Raw genomic sequence first — 23,638 nt, 5'->3', positions numbered from 1 at the left:
TCAGTAGAAATGGCACATCAACAAGCGATCGCAGCAGGTGCATTAGAGTTAAAAGCACCTCTCAAAAAACCTTGGGGTCAGATTGTTTCCTATGTTAGATGTCCAGACGGAACTCTCGTTGAATTGTGTACACCAGTATCTTAATCAGAAATTTTAATGATTCCTGCTATTCGCCTTTATTTCCTATTAGCGATCGCAATTCCGATCGCCCTTTTGCTCGCTATGCTGGTAAATCAGCAGACAAGTATTATCGGCACTTTGCTATTTGACTGTTTAATTGTAGGTCTAGCCATTACCGACGCACTGCGTGTAAAATCTCATCGGGTGCAAGTGACACGCCATCCGTTGCACAGACTTTCGATTGGGCGAGACAATCCGGTTTTACTGTCAGTGCGATCCTCTCCGAGGGCTGCGCTAACCGCAAATCAAACAGCTAAAATTCGCCTGCGCGACTCCTATCCGCTAGAGTTTGATGTCTCTTTACCGATGCTGGAAGCAGACCTAAACCCTAACAGCGATCTGGAATTAACTTATACAATCCGCCCGCAAAATCGCGGAGAATATAAGTGGGGAGACATTCAAGTGCGGCAGTTGGGAAACTGGGGTTTAGCATGGAACGACTGGAAAATACCTGCGAGTGAAAAAGTTGCGGTTTATCCCGATTTAGTGATGTTGAAAGAACTCTCTATTCGGCTAACATTGGAAAATAGCGGCACAATGCGGCGGTTACAAAAACTCGGCATGGGAACTGAATTTGCCGAACTGCGGGAATATGGTATTGGTGACGATCCTCGCTTAATTGATTGGAAAGCTACTGCAAGGCGATCGCGCCCTTTAATCAGAGTTTTAGAACCAGAAAAAGAGCAAACTTTGATTATTTTACTCGACAGGGGACGGCTGATGACGGCGCGAGTGCAGGGTTTGAAGCGCTTTGACTGGGGAGTGAATGCAGCGCTGTCTTTAGCCTTGGCTGGACTAAATCGGGGCGATCGCGTGGGAGTCGGTGTGTTCGATCGGGAAATCACGACTTGGATACCGCCGGAACGCGGTCAACATCAACACTCTAAATTAATTGAACGCCTGGCGCCAATTCAGCCAGTTTTGTTAGAACCAGACTATGTTGGTGCTGTAACTAAATTAGTAAGTCAACAAACTCGCCGTGCATTAGTAGTGCTAATTACTGATTTAGTAGATGTCACAGCTTCTACAGAAATGCTTTCGGCATTAGCCCGCTTAACACCTCGTTATTTGCCTTTTTGTGTAACTTTGCGCGACCCTCTCGTTGACCAAATCGCTCACACTTCCACCGTGGAAATTACACCTGCTTATAATCGTGCTGTAGCTTTAGATTTACTAGCACAGCGTCAGGTAGCTTTTGCACAGTTGAAACAAAAAGGAGTTTTGGTTTTGGATGCACCAGCCAATCAAATTAGCGAGCAATTAGTTAACAGATATCTGCAACTTAAGGCTCGGAATCAGCTTTGATTTTTTCAGCTTCGGAAGCATTCGCAAAGTAAGGTAAAGCCCCTTTGAGAACCGACCAGTTTTTATAGATGAAACCGATTACCCAAGGGGCTGACAAAGCAAAAAACAAGACGCCTAGCTGTATTTGCGATCGAAATATCTCTAAAGTGCTTCGTGTTGGATTGTCAAAAAATATTGGATATGACAAATCCCAAATTGTAAAACAAAGATTTCTGATTATGAGAAAAATTATTAGTACAAGTAAGCTGCGGGTTTTTACATATAAAATTGCGAAGATTAAGGTCAAAATAATCATCGATATAAAATTCTTATATACAAAAGTTCCCCACAGCAGACACATAGCTATTATTGCTGTAATATTTCCCCATTTTCCAGCCCATCTGTGTAGCAGAATACTGATAAAAATAGACGCATTAACTAGGGGAGATATTACATAAGCATAGATGGGGAAAAATAAGTAGTAAAGCGCTGGGGAAAAGGATTTTGAAGCAGTGACTAAAATCCCGGTATTTCTATTCTCAGTCAGTATTTGTTCAACAAAGGAAGGTATAATAAAAGACAAAGGATAATAAAATACTCGGAATACACTTATTGAAAAAACCACGCTAGCGATCGCCAGACCTACTAAGAGAAACCATTGGTAGCGAGCGGGAACTTTACCAACCAGATATTTAATTTCAATTCCCGCTAGCCTGCATTGTCGCCACACCAAAGCCAGTAACAAAATCATTAAATAAGTTGAAACTATTTTATCTACAAATGGCTCTAATGGTGTTTTACCATCGAACGGTATCCCCCGTGTATATCTAATCATTCCTATTTGAAAGTAAATGCCTATACTCAATAAGAAGTACCATCCAAATATATGCCGAACCTTGAGGAGAAAAAAAGGATTGTCTTCGGGAGAGGGGATGTTAGTAATAGTCATGATTTTAATTAATTACTAGACTCGATATCGGTAGGTAAGGTGCTATTTGGGTCAATTTAACGTCAAATGTATTCACAGATTGCTGTTTGACCGTTAGATTTATATCCCCCCTAGCCCCCCTTAAAAAAGGGGGAACCGGAAGTCCTCAAAGTCCCCCTTATTAAGGGGAATTTAGGGGGATAGCCCGGATTTAACTCGCCGAATTATCTAGCAACTTCAGCCGATCGCCTTTTACTGCAATACATCACCAACAGCGCAAACAATCCGATCCCAGCCAAATACTTCAACGGATCGGGAATTGCCGGATTTGGCGAGAAAAAACCCTCAATCGTACCAGCAATTACCAGCATCGGCACAATTCCAAATACCAATTGTGCAGCTTGAGTACCGTAAAACTTCATGGCATCAGCACGACGATATTTGCCAGGAAAAAAGATGGCGCGGGCGATGATTAAACCAGCACCGCCAGCTAAAAAAATCGCCGGCAATTCCAGGGAACCGTGAGGAAATACAAACGCCCAAAAAGGGTAAGCTAAATTGTGCTGAGCTACTAAACTGGCGATCGCGCCGATGCTCACTCCATTAAATGCCATAATATAAACAGTGTAAAGACCGAAAACAATCCCTCCCCCAACAGCCGCAAAGCATACGGATAGATTGTTAGTCATAATACCGCTAGAAGCTAAAGGTTCGATTCCCACAATTGAACCCATCCACAATTTCCCCTCATCGCGTACCGTTTTAATCAAATCTCCAGGAACTACTAGGGACAAAAACGCCGGATCTTGCCAAGCAAACCACCAAGCAATCAACGCCATTACTAAAAAAATACCCGTCGCAGTCGCCGTATAACTAAACGTCTCCTGTACCGTAGCCGGAAAACCCCAGCGGCAAAACTCCACTATAGCTTCCCAATCTTGGCGGCGCGAACCTTGGTAAATTTGGGTGTAGCCGCGAGAAGTTAACCTTTGCAAATCTTGTAACAAAATATTACCGACTTCATTTGTCCTAGCCCTAGCCAAATCTGCCGAAACAGAACGGTACAAACTCGCTAATTCCCTGATTTCAGACGCAGGTAGGGACTTTAGCCCCTTTTTTTCTACTTGCTGCAAAAGAGTGTCCAACCGTTTCCAGTTGGGTTCCCGCCGCGCGATCCAACGTTTAATATTCATAAAGTTTTCACTAAGTTCTATTAGATATAGCTTAAGATAGTTGTAAATTTTTCGCCTCACACAACTACACCCATCCAGTCATGCCTAAAAAAAATCTTAGTTCTTCTGGACCAACAGGCCCCTTGAGCGTCGGTAATGTTGTTAGTGCTAGTTTGCGTATTTACCGCGACCATTTTAAGTCATATTTTAGTTTGGCCTTGGTAGCTTATCTGTGGTTGTTAGTTCCGATTTACGGTTGGGCTAAATATTCTGCGATATCAGCGCTCATTTCTCGTCTGGCTTTCGGTGAAGTTAGGGAAAAGCCAGAGACTGTCAGTGATGCTCGCCGTGAGGTGAATCCTCGGATGTGGAGTTTTTTATGGGCGGGTATATTGACATTTCTGATTTTCCTTGGGGTATCCTTGGTAGGCGGGATCGCGATGTTCTTTGTGGGAATGGGTGCTGGTGCGCTCTTTGGGCAAAATTTCACACTTGTTGCAGGTTTCCTGCTAGTGGCAGTCATTGCTTTCTTAATTATATATATCCGACTTTTCTCTCGCTTGCTGATTATTGAAGTGCCGCTGGCGATCGAAAATAATATAGGTGCTAGTTCAGCAATCGGTCGCAGTTGGAAATTAACTAAGGGGTCGGTGGGACGCATTCAATGGATAGTTTTTGTGGGCATTTTGGTCTCACTCCCGATCACGATTGTTGTGCAGATACTTACTGTGATCGTTCAAGTTGTTTTAAGTAAAGTGTTGGGCGCAGAGTCTGGTCTATTTTACTTAGTTTATTATATTATGATTGTGGGAGTGAGCATTGGCAGCGGTGCGCTTGTGACTCCTTTTTGGCAGGCTATGAAAGCCATTATCTACTACGACGTCCGCAGCCGCAAAGAAGGTTTGGGTTTGCAAATGCGAGATCGCTAATTCAGCCTCAGTCAAAACATAAAATTTGCTCAAATTTATGCGACTTTTTAATCGCTTCACTCTCCACACTCCCGAAAGTGTTGAACTCGAATTTACCTTAGCCGGAATTGGCAACCGAGCATACGCATTGCTGATAGACTATATCATTTTGGGTTTAATCATAGTAGTGTTTCTCTTAGGTGCGCTGATATTTAATTCAGTGTTGCTTGAGACGATTGCAAAGTTGCTAGGAAGTACCAATCGCTTAGAACTCTGGTTGATAGCACTTCAGGCATTAATTGGTTTTTTCATTTATGTAGGTTACTTTGTATTTTATGAAACCGTGTGGTCGGGTCAAACACCAGGCAAGCGTTATGTCAAAATCAGAGTAATTCGGGATGATGGTCGTCCCGTCAGACTTCCGCAATCAACACTACGGGCTTTGCTGCGACCTTTTGACGACTTATTTTTTATAGGTGTATTTTTCATAGTTTTAAACCAGCGGGAAAAACGTTTAGGAGATTTGGTAGGAGGCACCATGGTAATTCAAGAAGAAAAACCTCTGACAACTACTGCATTGAAAGTATCAACATCGGCTCAATCCCTAGCAAATAAACTGCTCATAGAAGCCGATATTTCCAGCTTGCTGCCAGAAGATTTTGCTGTAATTCGAGAGTATTTGCACCGGCGCGAAGCTATGATACCAAATGCCCGAAATGAAGTGAGCAAACAACTGGCTAGTCAGGTGAAACAAATCATTGCTTTGGACAAACTGCCGATGAAAGTTGATGCTAATGTTTTTTTAGAGGCTGTATACCAGGCTTATCAGCAGCAAGCTGACAATTAATATCAAGTGCGGTTAATTACTTATAAATCCACGGGCATAGGGAATTGTTCCTTAATCTGACTCAAGCAGGAATTATGCACTTACCCTCCTCTGATTTGTCAGCGGCAACTCTACAATAAACTCAGTTCCTTCGCTAACCTGACTGACGCAACTCAGCTTGCCACCGTGAGCTTGAACAATTACCTGATAGCACACTGAAAGTCCCAAACCAGTGCCTTTCCCTACAGGTTTAGTAGTAAAAAACGGGTCAAAAATCTTGTCTTGAATTTCTGCCGGAATGCCAGTTCCGGTGTCGCGGACAGAGATTGTTACCCAGTCCGGCTCGCTTTGCCAACTGCGGATGGTTAATTCCCCCGGTTTGCTCGTTGACTGAAGCGCATCTAAAGCATTGTCAATCAAATTATAAAATACTTGGTTGATTTGACTGGCATGACATTGGACGGGCGGTAAACTGCCGTATTGCTTGTCTATTTTGATATGGGTTTTTAGCTTATTTTGCAGCATCAATAAACTGCTTTCTAAACCTTCATTCAAATCTACTGGTTTTAATTCAGCGTGGTCTAAACGAGAAAAATTTCGCAGCGTCATCACGATCGAGCGAATCCTCCCGCTTCCTTCCCGCATTGAATTGATAAGTTTACCAAAGTCTTCTCGAATGTAATCGAGTTCTAGTTCTTCATTGATTCTAACCATTGCCTCCGCCGCTTCCGGGCAGGCATTCCCGGCAAGTTCTAGAGCTTCATTGAAGGCTTTAAAATATTCTTGAGCGTGAAACAAGTTAGCGTGGATGAAATTGTTGGCGTTGTTAATTTCGTGAGCTATTCCCGCTACCATTTGCCCCAAACCTGACATTTTTTCGCTTTGAATCAATTGCTGTTGAGCAGATCGCAATTCTTGGAGGGCTGCTTGCAATTGCTGGGCTTGAGCTTGAGATTTTACCGCAGCATCTTGGACTTGGCTGTAAAGTTCTGCTTGCTGAATGGCGATCGCCATTTGGTTGGCTATCTGGGATAGCAACTCCATTTCTTGTCGCTGCCAATTGCGGGTATCCCGGCACTCGTGAGCAATCAGCAAACCCCACAGCCTACCGGGAAATTTAGGATTATAGTTTCCCGCTTTTTCGGGGGAAATTTCTTCAGTTCTCGATGTAACAATCGGCACGATCAGATTAGCTTTTACCTGCAAACGGTCTAAGAAATCAACGTGACAAGGCTCTAAACCAGCATTAAAAATATCATTAATTGCTTTGACTCGCCCTTGCTGGTAAAGATCGGCGTAATCTCCCCGAAAACACTTATCCGCGCCCATATCTCCTAAAATTGAAGGCCAAGGGATGACCATATCTTCAACAACAACTTTTCCTTGCCAATTGTCTTGAAACTGATAGATGATTACTCGATCGCACTGCAACAATTGGCGGACTTCCCTCACCGCTGTTTGTAGGATCGTTTCCAGATCTAGGGTACTGCGAATTTGGTTGCCGATCAGCCGCAGCAGCGATTCTCGTTCGGCTTGGCGCCTGGTTTTGCTATAGAGTTTGGCTTGATTGATCGCGATCGCCAATTGCGATGCTACCCCTTCTAAAAGCTGCCTTTCCCAATCAGTCCATTCCCGTTGGCGATCGCACTGATGCAAGCCAATTATGCCATTCACTTGACCTTGATAGCGAGTAGCTACTGCCAGCATTGACTTAATCTCCAAAGCTTCGGCAATTTTTCGGGTTTGTGGGTTCAATCCCGGAAAATCGACAAACTTCGTCACTGCTAGCGACTCTTGCTGAGACACGACGGCCGCCAAATGCGGGTTGTCAGTCATCGGTACTTTCATACCAAGTTGAATCGGATAGTCCCCCGCGTTGTACTCTCCGCGCGTGACTAAAGTTTTTTCTGTATTTGATTCTTTGACTAAAATGCTCACGCGACTGCACTCTAACGCTTGCCCCAGCAATCGGCAGGCCGATGTCAAAATTTCTTCTATGTCAAGTGTACTGCGAATTTCATTATTAATTTGGTTGAGCAAGTTTGATAACTGAACTTGCTGCTGCATCTGCACGATTAGGGCTTTTTGTTGGTCTACTTCCGGCAGCGAAAGACTTTCTTCCTGCCTCCAGTTTTCAGATTCAGGCAACCGCGAAGTTACTCTTTGCCAGGGGTTTTCATGTTCTTGTATTTTTAAAGACATATTTACTCAGGAGTTGTACAGTATTTTGATTGAGTCGGTTTTTTAAACCTATGCTTACCCCGCCAACAGCCCCATCGCAGCTACTAGGACTTCTGGAATATCTTAAGACATTATAAAGGATGCAGCCCGAGCAAAGCAATTATTTGCTTTACAAATATTTATATTTAGCAACTATGCGCTTTGAGGCCCACAATACTAACTGGCGCACGCCATTGAACTTGGTCAGATGTCAAAGAGAGTTAGCTGCCCGCTTAACCGAAGAAAATTAATATAAAATCTATCTTTAGTTCAATGTTTGCGCGCGCTCGATCAACATGGAAAACTCAATTCCCGACAATTTTCGTTCGCCACCCAGAACCGACAACCTTATATCTGGATTAATAGGTAAAGACCAGATTAAAATAGCTTTGGCGATCGGCAATTCCCGGCTGCACTGGGGATTATTTGTGGGCAAAACCCTGGAGAAAACATGGGATACAGAGCATCTCAATGCTGATGCTGTTTCCCCGCTCTCCGAGGAGGAAAAGGCAGAATATTTGGTGCAAATAGTAATGAGGTCGATCGAGGAAGTATCTTCTCAAAATCTCCTTTGTCTTCCTGCTACTCCCGCTTTTTCTAGTCCTCACACACTTTCTTTAGTACCGCTGCCTCTAATTTTGGCCTCAGTAGTTACCCCGCAAACAGCAATTTGGCAGAGTTATCCTAATGTCCGAATTATTACTTTAGACCAGTTGCCGCTCGGGGGACTCTATCCTACCCTGGGAATTGACAGAGCTTTGGCTGTACTGGGGGCTGGCAACCAATTCGGTTGGCCAGTTTTACTTATAGATGCTGGTACAGCTTTAACATTTACTGGGGCTGATGTCAATAGGTATTTAGTTGGGGGCGCAATCTTACCAGGTTTGGGTTTGCAGTTATCGTCGCTAAGTAAAAAAACCGCTGCATTACCTTTAATTAGTTTACCAGAAAATCTACCGCACCGCTGGGCGAAAGACACTACTGGGGCAATTCAAAGCGGAGTTGTGTATGCGGCGGTGGCAGGAATTAGGGATTTTATTGAAGATTGGCGGTGTTTGTTTCCTGATAGCAAAATAGCGGTCACGGGGGGCGATCGCACTATGCTTTTAAAATACCTTACCGCAGCCTTTCCCAATACAGCTTCCGCAGTAATTGACGCACCCGAAGCCATTTTTTGGGGAATTAGCCTGTTGAATGTTGACTGTTGACTTTTACCAATTACCAATTACCAATTCACTTAGCAAATTCCCGAATATACTTAGCAACAACCTCCGGGACTTCCTGCGGCAAATTGCTTTCCCCCGGACTGACCAATTGCAGTTCGGCATTAGGAGCCAGAGCAGCATAGGATTGACACAGAGACGAAGCTGCGGCTGTATCTTCAGAACCGTGCAACAGCAAAACAGGCGCTTTCAGCAAAGGCAAATTCTCATCAACTAACTCCGCTGTAATTTCAGCCCGCCGCCGCCGCAACAGCAACTGCACGGCAACTGGGGACTGAATCAACTGCTGTCTGAACTTTAGCAGTCTGTCAATCTTGTTTTGAGTACCCAGCAACTTAGCAATAGGATAGATCGATCGCAACCACCAAAAACCGAGGGGTGGTTGGCCGATCAGCCAGCTAGCCGTCTGCCACCGCCCCCGCCGGTTGCCAATCTTGAGGCCTTCTGGGGCCAACAAAACCAAACCCTGAACTCGATCTGGATATTTGATAGCGTAGCTGGTGGCCACCCAACCACCCAGAGAGTGAGCGATTAAATAAACCTCTCGCAGCTTCAAAGTATCGAGGTATTGAGCCAGACATTCTACTTCCAGGTCGATCGAATAATGAAGATTCGGGCGTTCCGAGTCGCCAAACCCGAGCAAATCCGGTGCGAAGCAGTGGTAGTAAGGACTCAAATGTTCGATCGTCCTCAGCCATTGACTGCTATCGTGCCAAGAACCGTGCAAAAATACTAAATTCGGGCCTTGACCGACTTCGTGCCAAAAGATTTGCCCTACAGAGAGTCTGACCCGAGAATTGCGTCGCAGTGAGTACATCCGGTTAAATATTTAGTAATAAAAAGATGATTAATTTAATGTTCAGAGATTGTGAATAAAAGTAGGAAAACATTAAAAATTAATTCCACACTCATCACAGACAATTTTTGACGGCGAGGTAATTTCCGACTTTTCTCAAATTTGGATGCCCCGCCGATTTACGCCAAAGTTGTCAGGCCTTGAAAATAGTCCTGTAAGTGTTGGTCGTTATCGTGGCTGAGCGCGCCCTCCGGCAGCGATGCGGGCAAAAAAGCCTCAACCTCGCTGACTTCAAGCGTATCCTGAACTTGCATATTGCCCTGCACCTCTGCTGCCACCACGATACAAATCGAGTGCAGGCGAGGGTCTCGATCGGCAGCCGAATAAACACCCACCAAGCGGCGGATTTTGACTAAATCCAGTCCTGTTTCCTCTGCTAATTCCCGCCGCACAGTTGTCGGAATATCCTCTCCCCAATCCACCATACCTCCCGGCAGTGCCCAGCGACCGTTGTCGCGGCGGCGAATTAACACAATTCGCCCGTCAGGCAATACGGGAATCACCGCAGTACCGGTGACGGGATGTCGAAAAATCAGCCCCAGTACAGTTTGTAAAATTTGCCACAATCGACGCATAAACTCAAAAGCTTGTGTAGGAGATAGTAATTTCAGGCCTCCTAGCTTGCAGCTCCGGAGTCTTAATTTTTAATTTTTCATTCACGCCAGAGCTCTGGCAAGTCTGCTAGGATCTGGGCCGCGTGAGTTTCTGGTTTGATTTTCCGATAAACCTTTTCAATCCTACCATCTGGGTCGATCGCGAAAGTCGATCGAGTAATTCCCATAAATTCTTTTCCCATAAATTTTTTGAGTCCGTAACAGCCGTAGGCGGTAGCAACTTCGGCGTTTGAGTCGCACAGCAAGGGAAAAGGCAATTGATATTTAGCTGCAAACTTGGCGTGGGCCACTGCCCCGTCTGTACTGACGCCGAGCACTGAAATATTGCGCGACTGGTAGTCTAAGTAAATGTCGCGAAAGCCGCAAGCTTCTTTAGTACAGCCAGGGGTATTGTCCCGAGGGTAAAAGTAAAGTACAACTCGTCGCCCTCGAAAATCTGCAAGGCTGACGAAATTGCCTTGCGCGTCGGGCAGGCTGAAGACAGGAGCTACGTCACCGGGATTGATAGTCATTTGTCGTATTTTTGTCAGTAGTTTATAGAAATATTCGGCAAGAGCGAAAACCTTGCCTCCCATCGGGCCCGCATTCCCAGCGACTTGAATCCCGGTGTTCTTTTTTCTGGGTCTTGTACCGTGTGTGCTATGATCGTCATCGGTCTAAAATTGAGTATAACTAGCCAACGTAAAAACTTAACTGGATTAGTTGAGTGCGTAGTCACACCTAACGGTGTTGCGGTTTAGGAAAGCTAAATTTGAAGAAAACCTAACTACATAAAGAGAACTGATCGAGTACGGTAGGGCATACCGGAATTTACGCTTGGGGAGAAGACACCTATATTTGGGCGGGAGCAATCCTGTCGCCAGTAAGTGACTTCGCTGAACCAAGAATCTCAGTCACCAAGAGTGCACGGAGTGTCAACCTTAAGAATCCCCGGGCGTGAAAGCCCGGGGACTGTCAATGTTTATTAGTGAGGTCAGAATGGCTAAGCGCCGCAATCTCAAGAAAGAGAAGGCACAACGAAATCAAGCATACGCTCGCAAGTTTCGCAAGCGGAGAAATCAAGATATGTTCTCCAACAAGAGAAGACGATTTGACGGCGGCAACGGCGGTGGCATGGGCGCCATGAGCGGCGGCAGAGACAAAGATATGGCTGCTGCTGAAGATTAATTGCTGAGGCTATCTGCCGAACTTAGAACCAGAGTGGAAAACACGATCGTTCTTTCGTAGAGATAGCCAGCCGGAATTTGTCCAATAATTCAACGATGTTTAGGCGAGTCGATCGCGCGCAGCGATAAGTGATTTTCTCACTTGTTCAAACCCGGTACCCCCGTAACTATTGCGAGCCGCCACCACTTGCTGAGGTGCGATCGCGCTGTAAATGTCTGTCTCAAAGGCTGGGTGCAAGTCTTTCCACTCCTCAAGTGTCAAATCTTTGAGGAGTTTGCCCCCCGAAAGGCAAGTTTTGACGACTTTGCCGACAAGGTTGTAAGCTTCCCGGAAGGGAACGCCTTTTGTGGCCAAGTAGTCGGCTACGTCTGTAGCGTTAGAAAAGTCTTCCGTAACAGCAGCAGCAAGGCGATCGCCGTTAAACGCGATTCCTTCCCGCAGCAAAATGGTCATTGCTTCCAAGCAACCCTGTACCGTTCTTACGGTATCAAACAAAGCCTCTTTATCTTCTTGTAAATCTTTGTTGTAGGCCAAAGGAAGTCCCTTCACTACTACCAACAAGGCTTGCAAGTTACCGAACACCCGCCCCGCTTTGCCCCGCACCAACTCCGGCACGTCGGGATTTTTTTTCTGGGGCATGATGCTAGAACCAGTAGCGCAGCTATCTTTGAGCGTAATAAATCCAAATTCGTGAGAAGACCACAAAATCATTTCTTCTGATAAGCGGCTCAGGTGTACCATAATCAAGCTGGCTGCAGCGAGAAATTCGATCGCAAAATCTCGATCGCTCACTCCATCTAAGCTATTAGCATAAACCTTGTCAAACTGCAATAGTTCTGCCGTATAATGTCGGTCGATCGGGAAAGTCGTCCCCGCCAGCGCGCCACAACCCAAAGGCGAAACATTCACCCGCTTGCAGATATCGCCGAGACGTTCCCAATCGCGATCGGTCATTTCAAAATAAGCTAACAGGTAATGAGCCAAACTGATCGGCTGAGCGCGCTGCAAATGAGTGTAACCGGGGATTAAAGTTTCCACGTTACGATCGGCAAGATCGAGCAAAACCCCTTGAAATTCCCGCAATTGCTGGCGAATTTCTGCGATGCGATCGCGCAAATACAAGCGAGTATCAGTGCCGGCTTGATCGTTGCGCGATCGGGCCGTGTGCAACTTTTTCCCCGCATCCCCCACGATCTCAGTCAGCCGCTTCTCTACAGCGAAGTGAACGTCTTCTGCATCAACTCCCGGAACAAAAAGTCCTTGGCGGTATTCGTGGCGGATCTGTTCCAAACCATTGACTAACTGTTCCCCTTCTGCTGCGGAAATAATCCCCGTTTTGGCCAGCATTTTAGCGTGAGCGACAGAACCAGTCAAGTCATACTCAATCAATTCAATATCGAAGCCAATACTAGCATTGAATCGCGCGATCGCCGGGTGCAGCGCCGATTCAAATCTTTGACTCCAAGTTTTTTGTTGTGTTGTCATTGCTCAAGCTAAAATTAGATTATATCTCTCTTGCAGAAGTCTATAAAAACCGATTTTTAGCAAAGACTTTAGTCCTTCCTCCGGTTTGCAGTCAGGACTAAAGTCCTCCATTCCCCATTCGGCAAGAAAAAACTCAAGCCCTGACTAACAACTTTTTATACATCTTTTCACCCGAAAAAACTGAAGTCTGGACTACAAAATTGTGAAACTTTGGCTGCATCAGAAAGAAGTGAAGTTTTGGTTAGCGACCAACCTTTTCAACCTTAAATTTCTTTCCGATAGCTTCCGCGACAATAACTCTAACGAAAAATCCCTTTAAAGAACCAGCCCACAAAAATACCTATAAAAAAAGCTCCTATTTGACCAGTCGAAACAAAATTGTTCCAAGCTTTCTGGAAATTCGTAAAAATTTCGTAACTTTGAGCCAAAACCACAGTCGAACTCAAATGAGATTTCAAAACTAACACGTGAGCGACATCGTTCCAATTAATCGAACTGGTTAATCCAGCAGTAATTTCCGGCATTAAATTAACTATCATGGTGATTTTCTCCTGCTAAAGGTGTGACCCTCAGTACAACCAGTGTCATGTCATCTTCGTTACGATTGCCGATGCCTATAAACTGGTGTACGCGATCGAACAAATAATCCAAAATTTCTTCAGACTGCTGGTAATTTTGACAGGCCCACTGAAAAGCCGAGGTCAAGTTATCCTCGTCAAAGCGATCGCCCCTTTGATTAGAAGCATCGGTAAATCCGTCTGTGTAATAAATAATAGTATCTCCTGGCTGCAATTGCACTTGAGCTTCTTGGTAATGCGAATCAGCATCCAGCCCAATTAACATTCCCTCCAAAGTATCGAGCTGAAGAATCGTATTAGTTGCAGCTTGCCACAGCAAAGGCGGGTGGTGAGCAGCATTGCTGTAAGACAAAACGCGAGTTTTCGGGTCATACTCCGAATAAAACAGAGTCACAAAACGGTGGGAATTTTCCAAATCCGCGTGCATAACCCGGTTTAAATGTTGCAAAATTCTCGACGGCGAGTGGCGGTTCAACACCTCCGCCCGCAACATACCCCGTGTCATCGTCATCAACAGGCCCGCCGGTACTCCTTTGCCCATCACGTCGCCGATCACAATGCTCCAGCGGCCCTTGTCGATTTTGGACTTGAGATTTTTAATCAGGGATGGGGGGTTTTCCCCCTCATTCTCCTTGCCGATCGGGTCATAGTCAGCGGGAATAAAATCATAATAATCTCCGCCGACTCTGCTAGCAGTTTGGCAGCGGGCGGCCACGTCAACACCGGGAATTTTCGGACAACTGCGCGGTTGCAGCCGCAATTGAATTTCCGCCCCGATTTCTAACTCTCTGTCTAAGCGGTCTTTTTCCGCCAACTTAACAGTAAGTTCGTCTTTGCAAATAGCCACGGCGGTTTGATCCGCCACCAACCGAACTAATTTCTGTCTGCTGGGAGTCCAGAGATATTGCGGATCACTGCTAAAAACATAAAGCCGTCCCCGTTCCAAATTGTTGACTAAAATTGGCGCCCCAAACAAATGAACATCCGGGCCCAAATAACGACCGACTTGCAGGTCTAGACTAGAAGTTTGCCCAGAGGTTTCCGAAAACGATGCAGCAGTAGCGCCCGCACCTGCTGTAGCTTGCCTGGTGGCTATTTCCAGCGCTTTTCGCATATCTTGGCACTGCCGTCCTTCCTGACAATGCAACTGCTGGAACCTGACTTGACCGTTGGGTTTGAACAGCACTAAAGCTCCCCCGTCGGCGTCCGTAACGCGAGTCGCCACCAAAGGCACCAACTCCAAAAATTGGTTGAGATTGTTAAAACTTCGCAGGGCAAATCCCAGCGAACCCAACATATCGTGAACGTTGTGCTGATATCGGTGCAAACGCGCCACCAGTTCTTTGAGGGCAAATACTGGCGTCGCGTCGGTGGAATTGCGACCCGAAGGGCGGTCAGCAGGTTGAGGTGAGGGGCGAGGCAAAGGCACAGCAGTCATTTTAAATTTGTGATTTTCGATGTTAGAGGGAGGAATGATTGAGGACTTACGGGGCACTTGAACAGAAACCCGTTTTTTGTTCGAGCAAGTAGTTTGGTTTGAGGGAGGAAGTTGTGCAGTAGGACATTGGTATCAACTTAAGTCTAAAATTCTTAAGAAATTGCGTTTATAGCTGAGTCTAGATACCCCATAAATCCACGCTGCTTGCTTTACTTGGGGGGGCCCAAGACCGCAGCGGCTCCCCTTAAGAAGAAGGGGGACTTTGACCATTTCCTGTCCCACCAGACTATCAGGGGGGCGCCAGGGGGAGCGGGAAGAATGTGCAATCAGACAGCCGACTGATACTACATTTGAGCTTAATTTGATACGCTTGCTTTGGGTCGCGGTTTGAGCCCAACCAAGTAATAACAGAACGAAGGTATTGTTTCTAGATATTTATTTTTCACTCGATCGCTCGTGGCGATCGGCGCAAGTCCTGCGATGCTAGTTTGAGGTTAATAATTTTAGATTTTGAATATCTGTGTCCGCCTCCAAAAAAAGGAAGCGGCTGGCAGATACCTCATCAATCTACAATCTAAAATCTAAAATCGAGTAGGGCTTCCACAAATTCGTAACTAGAAAACGGACGCAAGTCTTCGATGCTTTCCCCGACTCCAATAAACCGGATTGGCAGACCAAGCTGCTGCACTACTGCTAGGGCAACACCACCTTTAGCAGAACCGTCAAGTTTTGTCAATACTACTCCACTTAATTTGGCCGATTCTGCGAACACTTCTGCCTGTCGCAAACCATTTTGACCCAGTGTGGCATCCAAGACCAGTAGAGATTCTACGGTAGCGCCTGGGGCTTTCTTATCTACAATGCGACGGATTTTACTTAATTCGTCCATCAGATTTTTTTTGTTTTGCAGGCGGCCTGCGGTGTCTACGATCAGGAGTTCTGTGCCTCGGGCGCTGGCGGCGGCGATCGCATCAAATACGACAGCAGCCGGATCGGTATTTTTCCCTGGGTTGGCAATAATTTCAACGCCGCTGCGGGAACCCCAAACTTTTACCTGTTCGACGGCGGCGGCACGGAAAGTGTCGGCGGCGGCAATTAGGGTTTTGTAGCCGGATTTTTGGGCAATATGGGCAAGTTTGCCGATCGTCGTAGTTTTGCCCGCACCGTTGACTCCTACGATCAACCAGATGTTAAAAGTGTCTTTTTCCGGAGCAAATGTCAGGCTGTAGGCGGGATTGCCGACGGCGGTTTCGGCACAGGGAGCGTCCAGAATATCGCGCAGAATCGTTTTCAGGTAGGCTAGAGCCTGTTCTGGCGGCAGCACTTCTTGTGTGAGTCTTTCTTGGAGGCGACTGATAATGATGTCGGTGGCTGCGACTCCCACATCGGCTTGTAGCAGCAAAGTCTCAATTTCGGCTACTGCGTCTTGATTGAGTGGGCCTTGACCGACGATCGCCTTTAGTCGATTAATTAAGCTGCGACGAGTTCTTTCTAAGCCTTTCCGCAATTTTTGCAGCCAAGTGATTTCTTCGACGGATACTTGGTCTGGGCGGCGGCCTTGACTGGCTAAGATTTCTGATGACCACAGGAAGCCTTCGTCAAAGGCGAAACCGGGAATTTCTTCGATAATTGCCGCTCTCTCGGCGGCGGCTGCAATTACTTCTGGTTCTTCAAGGGCTGTTTCTTTGAGGCGTTCGATGCGCTCCATGCGATCGGCCTGAGCTCTGGCCCAAAACGGCAGGGCTTCGGCTGCTTCGCCATCGGATGCGAGTGATTCGGTTTCTACAACCTCCGTTGCAGGTTCGGCAATTTCTATATTTTCTGCAGTAACTTCTAATTGTTGAGCAATAGGTGCAATGTCGAGCGCCCCCGCTGTTGGTTGCAGAGTTTCTGCAATTTCTGCTGGCTTGGCTGCATCAAGTTCCGAAACCTCGGTTGCTTCAACTGTTGCTGGTGCTGCAACTTCTGGAACTTCTGCAACAGTTGGTGCTGTGGGTGCTGGTTCAAGTTCGATCGGCTCGGTTGCTTCAATAGTCGCCGGTTCTGCAACTTCTGCAACTGTCGCGATTTCTGCTTCGGCTGCGGGAACATCAGGCGCTGCTGTCTCAGAAACTTCTGTTTCGGGTTTTTGCTGTTTTTGAATATTTTTGTAAGCAGCTTTTGCCCAATTGAGATAATCTTCGGCTACAGCAGGAGAGTCTTGCTCTGTTGCATCTGTTTGAGGCTCAACCGATGGGGATTTTGCAGACTCATTTTGTGGCTGTTCGGGGTTTGCCTCTGTTTCTGAAGATTTGCTTTCGCTGTACTGGCGACGAAACCAATTAAATACCATAGGAAATTGGGAATATAGTTATTAGTCCTTAGTTTAGAGCGGATTGCGAATTGCGGATTGTGGATTGCTAATGACTCTGGGTAAGGTTCGCGCCCCGGCGTGCACCCTCCGGGTAAGGTACTCACCAAGCACCCGGAGGACTGAGGACTAAGGACTAGGGACTAACAACTTCTGCATTGATTTTATCGACTACTCGGCGGAGGACTCCGTTGATGAAGCGATGTCCTTCGTCGCCGCTGTAGCGTTTTGCGAGTTGGACGGCTTCGTTGACGCTGACTTGTTCGGGTAAGCCCAGATATAGCATTTCGGCGATCGCGATTCTCATGATATCTCGATCGATCCGGGCCAACCGTTCTATTTGCCAGTCTACAAGCGCTTCAGAGAGCAATTCGTCAATTTGAGGGCGGTTGGCGCTGACTTTCGTCAGGATTTGCAAAGCATAGGTGCGGACATCTTGCTGGTTGGCTAGCTGGATCAGTTCTGGAAACTCCATTGCTGAACCGAGACGGTTGATGGCGGTTTGGGTGAGTTCGACTGCTTCCCGCACCATTGCTCTAGCACTTTGTATATCGGCGGCACGGATTTCGCTCGCCAGCAGTTTGTCGCTACTCCGCTGCACTTCGGATGCTGCTGCTTCTAGGGATTCTTGAACTTCGGTTGTCAGGGTACGGATGGCGGCGAGGAGGACATCTTGCAGTTTTTTGGCTTCTAAGAGTTCTGGATTCGCCGGCAGTTGGCTGATGCCTAGGAGTGCGAGTTCGCGTGCTGTTTCGCGGGCTTTTTTCATAGTTTTTAGATAGGAATTGAGAATTTAGGAAGTTTTTCGATCGCGCGCGGACTTGAACTTTAGCAGAAAACTCGACTAAAAGCGTTACAAGACCAGCCGTCTGACTCGCCAGCGGCGGGTAGTTTACAGATACTTCACTGTCAAACCTAAGATTTATGCTCGAAACCGGGTTTCTGAGTATAGGCTTTCTCGGTTTGGGCTGGTTTTGTCGAAATATTATCTGCGATGGGGAAAGTTTACACTGTCTTACGGGCCACTAAAGATGTCTTGGTTCACTCTTCTTCGACTGGGACAGCCTGGTATCTTGATTCGGATACCAAGGGTTCGAGTGTTTTGCCCTTGATTTTTTCGGGGGTTACTGGAACTGAGTTGCTGGGGTTGACGATGCCGCCAGAGATGATGACTTTGAAGGCATCTTCGATCGACATTGACAAATTGACTAAATCTGCTTCGGGGACGATAGCGTACCATCCGGTAGTGGGGTTCGGAGTGGTGGGGATGAAAATGCCGATCGGGGTTTCACCGGAAAGGTGAGGCGGGATGTCGTTACTCTCGATCGTACCGGTCACAAATGCTAAAGTCCAAATTCCCCGCCGGGGATATTCCACTAAAACCACGCGGCGAAATTTGTCGTTTGAGTTGAGGAGGGTTCCCAGCAGTTGTTTGAGGGTTTTGTAAACCGAACCGGCTAGGGGAATTGCCTGCAACACCCGTTCGCCAAAGTCTAGCAGCCACTTGCCGAAAATGTTGCGGGCCATTAAACCGATGACTAAGATGCTCAGCAGGGGTACAGCCAGCCCTACTAAAAGATTTAACAGATTCACCAAAATCGGGTGGAGTCCGTCAAAAGGGTTGATCTGCTTGGGAATTTTGGTGAGAAAATTGATCACCCAACTGGCGACGGTAATTGTCAGCCAGATGGTGGTAGCTAAGGGTATCACTACCAATAGTCCTGCGATCAGGTCGTTTTTTAAGTCTTGTTTGATGCGTTGGAGCACGGCGGGTCAAATCTCCTCGTAACTGGTTGCCAATAACCTGAATAAAGCTGAGACTAAAGCAACTGCACGGGCTTTACTGGAAGTCACCATAGACGATGGTTTTCAATTCTGCTAAACCCTACCCTTTCTGAGGGGGAAGAGTTAGGGCTCGCCGGTGCTGTACCTTTATTTTAAAGAATTATTGCAAGTTGGCGCTTAGTTTTAATATATGCGGGCTGTGCACCAGCTCACCGTATTGTATATTTTAAGACACTTTGGGTTGGTTCAATCAATAAGCCGATCGGTCAGAGGCAGCCTGGGAGTCGAAGTGTAGCGAGTCCAGAGAAAATTTTCTGTGATCTGTATAGGAATTTAATTGGTCGATCGAGCTTTCTCAGATTTTCGGCGGGGTGGCACTTCGTTTTACTTATATCTTGCACCATCTTCCATAAGCTTTTTACGGACGGGCAGGATGCCCATCCCACAATCAAATTCACTCTTTGTGGAACAGGCATCTTGCCTGTTCTTGAAAATGGTGCAACATATGAGTTTTACCTAATTCAGGGGAATCTCTGCAGGTTGAGTGCAGTGTGCCTGCAAAAATATATCTTTGGGTAGATGCAATGTAACCAGTTGCTACTAGAATAACGGTGATTTTTGAGGGCAACTACGATAAACAAGGCAACAGTTGCCTACCATGAAACACTTGCATGGTAGGCCAATCCGGCAAAAAGTAAAGCAGACAGACATACCAGCAACTTTGACTTTTTTTGACACGATTGCTCGATATTCAGGAAATAAGGGCAGAATTCAAGCGAATTCGAGTTTGAGAGGAGCGACAAAGCAATATAGAATTAACTCGGGCATCACTACAAAAAAATAATCTGCCAAACGAGGTAGCAGTAGTTAGGAGCAAGCGAGATAAATTACTACATAGCTAGTTGTTTCTAGCCAGAAGCGCGAAACTATTTGTTCAACAGGGTAGAGCTAAACTGCTGCATAGAAGCAAGACTCCAGCGGTGCCGATTCCTGCGAAACCGACGAAAGTTAAGGAAAAACAAGCGTACTAGCCAATCAAGTCAGAGCGGGGATTCACCCCGCGGCAAGAAGCAATAGACTTGATTAGAAGTTAGGATTGAGATATGAATGCTCAACTCATGAAACTAATTGGTTTTTACATTTTTTTTATGCCATTCAAAACGCAAGACTTTTTTGGGCTTCACTTAAAGCCGCAGCCCGATCAAATTTTGTATCCGATAATTAATATTTAAGTAAAAGGAATTTTTGTGAAAACGCTCAGTATCCTCTTAGTAGAAGACAGTCCCCTAGATGCCGAACTGATTGAGGCATATCTAATGGATGGCGGGCTCCAATTTTCTCTAGTGTGTGTGGAAACTCGAGAAGACTTTGCCACGGCGCTGGAAAAACAACGTTTTGACATTATTTTGGCAGATTATATGCTGCCTTGTTTTAACGGGATTGCTGCATTGGAAATCGCCCACACTACTTGTCCGGGAGTGCCGTTTATTTTTGTTTCGGCTACTTTGGGCGAGGAAGTGGCCATCGAAACTTTGAAAAGCGGCGCTACTGATTATGTTCTCAAACGCCGTTTGATACGGCTGGTGCCGTCGATTGAGCGGGCCCTGCGGGAAGTTCAAGAACGGAACGATCGCAAGCAAGCCGAAGCACAGCAGCAGGAAAGCGAGGCTCGATTTCGGATTATGGCAGATACCGCGCCGGTGATGATTTGGATGTCGGGCACTGACCAACTTGGCGATTACTTTAACAAAGTTTGGCTGGAGTTTACCGGTAGAACTTTGGCGCAAGAAATGGGCACGGGTTGGATGGAAAACTTGCACCCAGATGACTTGTCAGAATCTCTGGATATTTACCAAAAAGCCTTCGACGCTGGCAGCGAGTACCGGATAGAATGCCGTTTGAGGCGCTATGACGGGGAATACCGCTGGGTTTTGGGTACAGGCGTACCCCGGTACAGGCCCGATCGCACTTTTGCAGGTTACATCGGTTCTTACATCGATATTAGCGATCGAAAACTGGCCGAACAAGAACGCGCTGCGGCTTTGTCCCGCGAACAAGCAGCGAGGTTGCAAGCAGAAGAAACTGCTAAAGCACTGCAATTGGCAAACGATAAAATTACTAACATTCTCGAAAGCATCACCGATGCTTTTATCGCTGTTGATTTAAATTGGAACTATACCTATGTTAACCACCAAGCTATTGAGCTGTTAGGCAGACCAAAAGCAGAACTGATTGGTCAAAAAATTTGGGATATATTTCCCGAGGCGGTTGATTTACAGTTGTACAAAATGGCTACCAAAGCATTAGCCGAAAAGGTAACAATCGAGTATGAAGAATTCGTACCGTTATGGAAGAAGTGGTTGAAGATGCGTTTTTATCCTTCCGATTCGGGTTTGTCGGGTTACATCCAAGATGTTACAGATCGCAAGCAAACAGAAGCTGCACTCCAAGCTAGCGAAGAAAAGCTGAGAATGTTAGCTGAAGCTAACTTGATAGGAATTATCTTCGGGGATGTCAACGGCGGCATCATCGAGGCCAATGATGAATTTTTACGGATAGTTGGTTACACGCGGGAACAGTTGCAGCGTGGGGAATTAAATTCGATTGACATCACACCGCCGGAGTACCAGACTCTCGACAAGAAGGGTATGGCAGAGGCACAAGCAACGGGGGCTTGCACTCCCTACGAAAAGGAATTTTGGAGGAGAGACGGCAGCCGGATTCCGGTGTTGATCGGATATGTTTTGCTGGCTCAAAAGCGGCAAGAATCTGTGGCTTTTATTCTCGACTTGACGGTTGGCAAGCAGTTGGAAAGAGAACTGCACGATCGAGCCCAGGAATTGGCGCGCGCGAACCGGATTAAAGACGAGTTTCTAGGAACTTTGTCCCACGAATTGCGGACGCCGCTGAATGCGATGCTGGGATGGGCACAACTGTTGCGAAACCGCAAGTTTGACGAAAAAACGACTCTTCGGGCTCTGGAAACGATCGACCGCAATACACGATCGCTGGCAACTCTGATCGAGGATTTGTTGGACGTGTCGCAGATTATTACCGGCAAACTGTCGCTGAATTTGCGGTGGGTGGATGTGATTTCGACTGTTGAGGCTGCGATCGATACTCTCGCGCCCGCGATTGCCGCCAAAAATATTGAAATTGTGACGGATTTCGACCCAACTGCGGGGCGGATTTTTGCCGATTCTGGTCGCTTGCAGCAGGTAGCGTGGAATTTGCTGTCGAATGCGATTAAGTTTACTCCCGATGGCGGACAGGTGAGGGTGGCAGTGCGAAAGATGGAGAGGAGTTTTGCGGGTGAGGAATCCGCTTGCTGTAAAAATTTGTCGCCCGCTAGTGTCGAAATTGAAGTTAGTGACACGGGACAAGGGATTTCAGAAGAGTTTTTGCCGCACGTTTTCGAGCGGTTCAGCCAAGCTGACAGCTCTACAAGGCGATCGTACAACGGATTGGGTTTGGGTCTGGCCCTAGTGCGGCATTTTGTGGAAATGCACGGGGGGACGGTGCAAGCCGAATCTGCCGGGAAGGGACAAGGATCGAGGTTTTTAGTGAAATTGCCAATTCAACAGCTTCATTGCGACGGCGGATTGTCTGTTGCTGGACTCGGCGAGTGGGCGATTCCTCAAAGCAAGGCGCGAGCCCCTGTAAAGGAGTCTTTTGTCAGCAGCAATCTTTCTGGAGTACGGGTGTTGGTGATCGATCTCGACGCGGATTCCCTGGATTTTGCCTGTACAGTGCTCGAAGATTGCGGAGCTCAGGTGGAGACTGCTAGCTCTGGAATGGCTGCGCTGGAGGCGATTGAAAGGCTGAATCCGGATGTGTTGGCGATCGATATCGAGATGCAGGCCCCCGATGGAGAGGCTTTGCTGCAGCAAGTGCGATCGCGCGTGGTGGACAGGGAAATTCCGGCGTTGGCGTTCACGGCGGTTGGTAGGGTAGAGGAACGCATACGGGCTCTGCAACAAGGTTTTCAAATTTACGTGCCCAAGCCGATCGAGCCTGCTGAGTTGGTGGCTGTCGTGGCAAGTTTAGTGGCGCGCTCAAAGATTTTAGAGGTTAGATTTTAGATTGACTGCGTTTGCAAACTTTGAGGACGGATCTCCTAACTACAAACCAATTTTCTTGCATTCGAGCGATCGGATAATTCTTAGGACTAAGAGCAACTGGCAGGTTAAACAAAAATATGTAGTTGCGCTTGTGCGCTACTAGCCTAGGAAATAGCGTACAAGCGCAACTACATACTTAAAATTTAAGCTTTACTTTGTGACAGTTGCCCTTAGTCCTAATCCTGCCGAAAAACTTTTTTTACTATAAATTAGACTTAGAGCTAATTTGTCAAGTCCCAAAAGTTATAAATTTAATTTAGGTCACAGGGTGTAGTTTTTGATACTGATAGCATTTTCTAAAAGGAATGCAACTGTAGACAAATTCCAAACCCTGATAATCATCAGTAGTCCAACTTCTAAAATCTAAAATCTAAAATCTAAAATTGTATGAGGTTCAGGGACGATCGCCCTTAACAGTCTCTCCTCAAATATCAAGTTCAGCAATTAGCTGCTTCATTAAGCATGACTTTTAATTGCAATTAACCTAATTTGTCATACCCCAA

General features: G+C 46.5%; 19 protein-coding genes. 7 read left to right on the top strand and 12 right to left on the bottom strand.

The genetic code is table 11. The features are described from left to right. Nucleotides 1–9: 9 nt before the first annotated feature. Complete coding sequence (locus QUA42_RS06180) at nt 10–144, top strand: hypothetical protein (protein ID WP_333136024.1); 135 nt, start codon at nt 10–12, stop codon at nt 142–144. A gap of 12 nt (nt 145–156) precedes the next feature. Next, nucleotides 157–1,485 (top strand): DUF58 domain-containing protein, encoded by a 1,329-nt coding sequence (locus QUA42_RS06175; protein ID WP_333136022.1) that lies wholly within the window; start codon nt 157–159, stop codon nt 1,483–1,485. Here QUA42_RS06175 and QUA42_RS06170 read toward each other — a convergent pair. Continuing rightward, the gene (locus tag QUA42_RS06170) at nt 1,463–2,413 is read right to left on the bottom strand and encodes a CPBP family glutamic-type intramembrane protease (protein WP_333136020.1); all 951 of its coding nucleotides are present in this window, start codon (nt 2,411–2,413) and stop codon (nt 1,463–1,465) included. The genes QUA42_RS06175 and QUA42_RS06170 overlap by 23 nt on opposite strands. Before the next feature lie 203 nt (nt 2,414–2,616). Beyond that, complete coding sequence (locus QUA42_RS06165) at nt 2,617–3,585, bottom strand: stage II sporulation protein M (protein WP_333136018.1); 969 nt, start codon at nt 3,583–3,585, stop codon at nt 2,617–2,619. 80 nt (nt 3,586–3,665) lie between these two features. Between QUA42_RS06165 and QUA42_RS06160 the strand changes: the two genes are divergently transcribed. Both QUA42_RS06160 and QUA42_RS06155 read left to right on the top strand, forming a co-directional pair. Then, the gene (locus QUA42_RS06160) at nt 3,666–4,493 is read left to right on the top strand and encodes a DUF975 domain-containing protein (protein ID WP_333136016.1); all 828 of its coding nucleotides are present in this window, start codon (nt 3,666–3,668) and stop codon (nt 4,491–4,493) included. Between the two features lie 37 nt (nt 4,494–4,530). Next, on the top strand, nt 4,531–5,319 hold the full coding sequence (locus QUA42_RS06155) for an RDD family protein (RefSeq protein ID WP_333037257.1): 789 nt from the start codon (nt 4,531–4,533) through the stop codon (nt 5,317–5,319). A 72-nt stretch (nt 5,320–5,391) separates the two neighbouring features. Here the strand turns inward: QUA42_RS06155 and QUA42_RS06150 are convergent, their stop codons facing one another. Continuing rightward, on the bottom strand, nt 5,392–7,500 hold the full coding sequence (locus QUA42_RS06150) for a GAF domain-containing protein (RefSeq protein ID WP_333136014.1): 2,109 nt from the start codon (nt 7,498–7,500) through the stop codon (nt 5,392–5,394). A 314-nt stretch (nt 7,501–7,814) separates the two neighbouring features. Between QUA42_RS06150 and QUA42_RS06145 the strand changes: the two genes are divergently transcribed. Then, nucleotides 7,815–8,726 carry a pantothenate kinase gene (locus tag QUA42_RS06145; RefSeq protein ID WP_333136012.1) on the top strand — a complete coding sequence of 304 codons (912 nt, stop codon included), beginning with the start codon at nt 7,815–7,817 and terminating at the stop codon, nt 8,724–8,726. A 25-nt stretch (nt 8,727–8,751) separates the two neighbouring features. Here the strand turns inward: QUA42_RS06145 and QUA42_RS06140 are convergent, their stop codons facing one another. From QUA42_RS06140 to bcp, 3 genes are all read right to left on the bottom strand, one after another. Further along, entirely contained in the window at nt 8,752–9,558 is an 807-nt protein-coding gene (locus QUA42_RS06140) for an alpha/beta hydrolase (RefSeq protein WP_333136010.1), read from the bottom strand. Nucleotides 9,559–9,716: 158 nt separating this feature from the next. Then, nucleotides 9,717–10,172, bottom strand: coding sequence for an NUDIX hydrolase (locus tag QUA42_RS06135; RefSeq protein WP_333058885.1), 456 nt, complete (start codon nt 10,170–10,172; stop codon nt 9,717–9,719). A 77-nt stretch (nt 10,173–10,249) separates the two neighbouring features. Next, complete coding sequence (bcp, locus tag QUA42_RS06130) at nt 10,250–10,723, bottom strand: thioredoxin-dependent thiol peroxidase (RefSeq protein ID WP_333136008.1); 474 nt, start codon at nt 10,721–10,723, stop codon at nt 10,250–10,252. Between the two features lie 466 nt (nt 10,724–11,189). Here bcp and QUA42_RS06125 point away from each other — a divergent pair, with 466 nt between their 5' ends. Continuing rightward, nucleotides 11,190–11,378 carry a hypothetical protein gene (locus QUA42_RS06125; RefSeq protein ID WP_006632360.1) on the top strand — a complete coding sequence of 63 codons (189 nt, stop codon included), beginning with the start codon at nt 11,190–11,192 and terminating at the stop codon, nt 11,376–11,378. Nucleotides 11,379–11,477: 99 nt separating this feature from the next. Here the strand turns inward: QUA42_RS06125 and argH are convergent, their stop codons facing one another. From argH to QUA42_RS06095, 6 genes are all read right to left on the bottom strand, one after another. Then, nucleotides 11,478–12,863: an argininosuccinate lyase gene (argH, locus tag QUA42_RS06120; protein ID WP_333136006.1), complete on the bottom strand. Its 1,386-nt coding sequence runs from the start codon at nt 12,861–12,863 to the stop codon at nt 11,478–11,480. Between the two features lie 299 nt (nt 12,864–13,162). Beyond that, a complete protein-coding gene (locus QUA42_RS06115; RefSeq protein ID WP_333037249.1) occupies nt 13,163–13,402 on the bottom strand; it encodes a hypothetical protein in 240 nt (79 codons plus the stop codon). After that, nucleotides 13,392–14,879 carry a PP2C family protein-serine/threonine phosphatase gene (locus QUA42_RS06110; protein WP_333136004.1) on the bottom strand — a complete coding sequence of 496 codons (1,488 nt, stop codon included), beginning with the start codon at nt 14,877–14,879 and terminating at the stop codon, nt 13,392–13,394. The genes QUA42_RS06115 and QUA42_RS06110 overlap by 11 nt, the downstream gene beginning before the upstream one ends. Before the next feature lie 574 nt (nt 14,880–15,453). Beyond that, nucleotides 15,454–17,211, bottom strand: a complete 1,758-nt coding sequence (gene ftsY, locus QUA42_RS06105) for a signal recognition particle-docking protein FtsY (RefSeq protein ID WP_333136002.1) — start codon at nt 17,209–17,211, stop codon at nt 15,454–15,456. Nucleotides 17,212–17,365: 154 nt separating this feature from the next. Beyond that, the gene (gene nusB / locus QUA42_RS06100) at nt 17,366–17,998 is read right to left on the bottom strand and encodes a transcription antitermination factor NusB (protein WP_333136000.1); all 633 of its coding nucleotides are present in this window, start codon (nt 17,996–17,998) and stop codon (nt 17,366–17,368) included. Nucleotides 17,999–18,270: 272 nt separating this feature from the next. Continuing rightward, nucleotides 18,271–18,996: a DUF502 domain-containing protein gene (locus QUA42_RS06095; protein ID WP_333135998.1), complete on the bottom strand. Its 726-nt coding sequence runs from the start codon at nt 18,994–18,996 to the stop codon at nt 18,271–18,273. A 1,265-nt stretch (nt 18,997–20,261) separates the two neighbouring features. On the opposite strand from QUA42_RS06095, the gene QUA42_RS06090 reads away from it, so the two are divergent. Beyond that, nucleotides 20,262–23,096: a PAS domain S-box protein gene (locus QUA42_RS06090; protein ID WP_333135996.1), complete on the top strand. Its 2,835-nt coding sequence runs from the start codon at nt 20,262–20,264 to the stop codon at nt 23,094–23,096. Nucleotides 23,097–23,638: the final 542 nt, after the last annotated feature.

Origin of the sequence: Microcoleus sp. Pol11C2, from assembly GCF_036701505.1 — a bacterium.
In the GTDB taxonomy this organism is placed as follows: domain Bacteria; phylum Cyanobacteriota; class Cyanobacteriia; order Cyanobacteriales; family Microcoleaceae; genus Microcoleus.
Note: the sequence above shows the minus strand (reverse complement) of the source record. Positions and strands in the feature narration are given on the sequence as shown.

Bases quoted from the DNA above. Each gene is read 5' to 3' on its own strand.
- QUA42_RS06110 (WP_333136004.1), bottom strand. From the start codon at position 14,879: ATGACTGCTGTGCCTTTGCCTCGCCCCTCACCTCAACCTGCTGACCGC.
- ftsY (WP_333136002.1), bottom strand. From the start codon at position 17,211: ATGGTATTTAATTGGTTTCGTCGCCAGTACAGCGAAAGCAAATCTTCA.
- QUA42_RS06145 (WP_333136012.1), top strand. From the start codon at position 7,815: ATGGAAAACTCAATTCCCGACAATTTTCGTTCGCCACCCAGAACCGAC.
- bcp (WP_333136008.1), bottom strand. From the start codon at position 10,723: ATGACTATCAATCCCGGTGACGTAGCTCCTGTCTTCAGCCTGCCCGAC.
- QUA42_RS06165 (WP_333136018.1), bottom strand. From the start codon at position 3,585: ATGAATATTAAACGTTGGATCGCGCGGCGGGAACCCAACTGGAAACGG.
- QUA42_RS06160 (WP_333136016.1), top strand. From the start codon at position 3,666: ATGCCTAAAAAAAATCTTAGTTCTTCTGGACCAACAGGCCCCTTGAGC.
- QUA42_RS06140 (WP_333136010.1), bottom strand. From the start codon at position 9,558: ATGTACTCACTGCGACGCAATTCTCGGGTCAGACTCTCTGTAGGGCAA.
- QUA42_RS06175 (WP_333136022.1), top strand. From the start codon at position 157: ATGATTCCTGCTATTCGCCTTTATTTCCTATTAGCGATCGCAATTCCG.
- QUA42_RS06170 (WP_333136020.1), bottom strand. From the start codon at position 2,413: ATGACTATTACTAACATCCCCTCTCCCGAAGACAATCCTTTTTTTCTC.
- QUA42_RS06155 (WP_333037257.1), top strand. From the start codon at position 4,531: ATGCGACTTTTTAATCGCTTCACTCTCCACACTCCCGAAAGTGTTGAA.
- QUA42_RS06125 (WP_006632360.1), top strand. From the start codon at position 11,190: ATGGCTAAGCGCCGCAATCTCAAGAAAGAGAAGGCACAACGAAATCAA.
- QUA42_RS06180 (WP_333136024.1), top strand. From the start codon at position 10: ATGGCACATCAACAAGCGATCGCAGCAGGTGCATTAGAGTTAAAAGCA.
- QUA42_RS06150 (WP_333136014.1), bottom strand. From the start codon at position 7,500: ATGTCTTTAAAAATACAAGAACATGAAAACCCCTGGCAAAGAGTAACT.
- nusB (WP_333136000.1), bottom strand. From the start codon at position 17,998: ATGAAAAAAGCCCGCGAAACAGCACGCGAACTCGCACTCCTAGGCATC.
- argH (WP_333136006.1), bottom strand. From the start codon at position 12,863: ATGACAACACAACAAAAAACTTGGAGTCAAAGATTTGAATCGGCGCTG.
- QUA42_RS06115 (WP_333037249.1), bottom strand. From the start codon at position 13,402: ATGATAGTTAATTTAATGCCGGAAATTACTGCTGGATTAACCAGTTCG.
- QUA42_RS06135 (WP_333058885.1), bottom strand. From the start codon at position 10,172: ATGCGTCGATTGTGGCAAATTTTACAAACTGTACTGGGGCTGATTTTT.